The following is a 2,449-nucleotide window of genomic DNA, read 5'->3' on the forward strand; positions in this document are numbered from 1 at the left end:
GCAGCCAAAGCCAGTACCGCAGCTACGTTTACGAACCCGGCACCTTCCGCCCGCTGGCGCTACTCGACGGCAAAGGCCCGAAAAAAGCCTGCCCGTTCTACTACCAGCTCGACCACCTCGGCACCCCGCAGGAACTCACCGACTACAGCGGCGAAATCGTCTGGTCAGCGCAATACGACGCCTACGGCAAAGTCGCCGCCATCACCCTCGCCGGCGAGGACTACCTGGACCAGCCGCTGCGCTTTCAGGGGCAGTACTTCGATGGGGAAAGTGGGCTGCATTACAACCGGCACCGGTATTACGACCCGCGGCTGGGACGGTACTTGACGCCGGACCCGATCAAATTGGCGGGTGGGATTAATCAGTACCAGTACGTGCCGAATCCGACAGGGTGGGTGGATCCGTTGGGGTTGAGTGATTGTCCGGGTGGGGATAATTGCGGAAAACCCTCACGTGAAGTCCACACTTTTAGCAAAGTCGGTGTAGAGAAAGGGGCACCTGCAACTCCAGCCCCGAAACAAGAAAACCATTATTTGTACCGAGGCGATGATCGAGAACCATGGGAAATTTTTGATGCTGGATTCGAACCATGGGGCGATAGTAAAGATCTTTTCCTGCATGCTTTGGACAATAAAATTCCACCAAGCTGGTATGTGAGTACTTCTTTCTCAGAACAGCAGGCAGCAAAATTTGCTACGGGCTACGGCATTGCCGACGGTTACATATATGTATTGAAGAACGTTACAGGGATTGACGTAAACAAAGAACTTGGTGCCCTTTCACCCCATCGACGTGAAGTAGAAATTGCAGTTCCAGGGGGTATTAAAAGTAAAGACATTGTAGGAGCCACGCCAGTCTACGAAGATGGCAGCTATAAAGGTTATTCAGTGCTCAACCCAAACAGGAGTAAACAATGAAACCGATAGAAATCCAGATTAAAACAGCTGAAGGTCTGGAAGCAGCTCTTATTGAATGTGACAGAAGGAATAGAGCACTAACATTCACAAGAAAAGATGGCCTAAAAAAAACCTATACGTCTTACGATCTTTATGGCTGCTTTGGTACGCTGAGGTCAGAATTTCCAGAGGTTACTTTTTTATGTAAGGGTTCTAAAATCAACGTCCACCCGTCAAGCATGAGTTCACAAATGTCCTGCGGACTTACTGCCTATGAGCTCCGTGAAGGACGTCCTTCAGAAGAGGAAGATATAGTTCGAATTTTCGATTACGAAGACAGAGACCTAACAAATAACATAGAGGACCAAAAGGCGTTCTATCGTGCATGGTTAAAGTCCTTTTAATTCATGACACCACACAACTCTACTTAACACTCACAGGGCCTGCACCGACAGGCCCCTGAGAATTAAAGGCTTTAACACGCTAGCGACCCCGGAGAGTAACCCGTGCATTCGCTCACTGCTCATCTTCATCCTCATCAAACTCGCCCATCCAATTCATCATCCGAATCAATCAGCGGCACCGGAGCATCCATCTGCGACCCCGGATCTTCATTCCCTGGATCGTTGATAAACGGTAGCCCGCTTGAACCTTTTTCTTCCTTGCCTTCAGTTTCGGGAGTCATGGCAAACCTCGTGATTTCGGGGTGTGTATAACGTTTGAAAAGCCTTGGCGCCAATCGTTCCCGAGCCCAACCGGTGGACACAAAAAACCCGGCGCAAGGCCGGGTCTCTGTTTAATCATCAATCACGATGTTTGTTTTTGTATTTGTGTTTGTTCTTATGTTTATGACCGCCACCGGAATGAGATTTTCCGTCATCGGCACCCAGGTTGTTGCCGACCGCACCACCTGCCGCGCCACCCAAGCCTGCACCGATAGTCGAACCGGTCGAGCCGCCCAGGCTATTGCCGACCACTGAACCGCCGGCGGCGCCGAGGCCGCCGCCAATCGCGGCTTCTGTGCGACTGCGTTTATCCGCCCCGACGGCGCTGCCCGCCGCGCCGCCTAAACCTGCACCTACCGCAGCACCAGTGCTGCCACCGAGTTGTCCGCCAACCACGTTGCCCAACGCACCACCCAAGCCGCCACCCACGGCGGCCGTGCCATCTCCGGCCGCCATCGCGCCCTGGGCAACCAACAATCCGAAAAACAGTGCAGATAATGGCAATCGCATTTGAACCTCACAGTTCCCGAAGCGGGACAGTCCGCCCGTACAAGGGCTTATAAACTATTGGAGGCGTTAGCGGGAAAAACGTTCAGCAACGAAAAAGCCCGACATCCAGTCGTAATGTTGTTCACTTAAGCATTTGAATCCTCACCGGGCTTCTTCGAAAATCCGATGTCAGATCTCTGGCATCGGATTTTTTATGTCTGTTCAACAGGACTTGCTCGACCTCGGCGACCTTTTCAACTTCTGTGACTTGAGCACATTCACTCAAAATATTCCCATCGAGTGGGTCGCGTCTGCGCTGGATCTGTCCAGCCAGGCCAC

The 2,449-nt window shown here is 52.1% G+C and carries 4 protein-coding genes; 2 read left to right on the forward strand and 2 right to left on the reverse strand.

Annotated elements, in window-relative coordinates; genetic code table 11:
- Positions 1-917 (forward strand): RHS repeat-associated core domain-containing protein (locus CKW18_RS29540; protein ID WP_177435555.1); only part of this gene is annotated, 917 nt, incomplete at its 5' end.
- Positions 914-1,300 carry a hypothetical protein gene (locus CKW18_RS29545; protein ID WP_095191977.1) on the forward strand — a complete coding sequence of 129 codons (387 nt, stop codon included), beginning with the start codon at positions 914-916 and terminating at the stop codon, positions 1,298-1,300. The genes CKW18_RS29540 and CKW18_RS29545, both read left to right, overlap by 4 nt.
- A 134-nt stretch (positions 1,301-1,434) precedes the next feature.
- Here the strand turns inward: CKW18_RS29545 and CKW18_RS30760 are convergent, their stop codons facing one another.
- Both CKW18_RS30760 and CKW18_RS29550 read right to left on the reverse strand, forming a co-directional pair.
- The gene (locus CKW18_RS30760) at positions 1,435-1,581 is read right to left on the reverse strand and encodes a hypothetical protein (protein ID WP_170947349.1); all 147 of its coding nucleotides are present in this window, start codon (positions 1,579-1,581) and stop codon (positions 1,435-1,437) included.
- Positions 1,582-1,699: 118 nt separating this feature from the next.
- Entirely contained in the window at positions 1,700-2,131 is a 432-nt protein-coding gene (locus CKW18_RS29550) for a glycine zipper domain-containing protein (protein ID WP_095191978.1), read from the reverse strand.
- Positions 2,132-2,449 lie beyond the last annotated feature (318 nt).

Origin of the sequence: Pseudomonas sp. Irchel 3E19 (assembly GCF_900187585.1) — a bacterium.
GTDB classification, from domain to species: domain Bacteria; phylum Pseudomonadota; class Gammaproteobacteria; order Pseudomonadales; family Pseudomonadaceae; genus Aquipseudomonas; species Aquipseudomonas baetica.

Excerpts from the sequence above, each read along its gene's own strand:
- CKW18_RS29545 (WP_095191977.1), top strand. The coding sequence starts at position 914 with ATGAAACCGATAGAAATCCAGATTAAAACAGCTGAAGGTCTGGAAGCA.
- CKW18_RS30760 (WP_170947349.1), bottom strand. The coding sequence starts at position 1,581 with ATGACTCCCGAAACTGAAGGCAAGGAAGAAAAAGGTTCAAGCGGGCTA.
- CKW18_RS29550 (WP_095191978.1), bottom strand. The coding sequence starts at position 2,131 with ATGCGATTGCCATTATCTGCACTGTTTTTCGGATTGTTGGTTGCCCAG.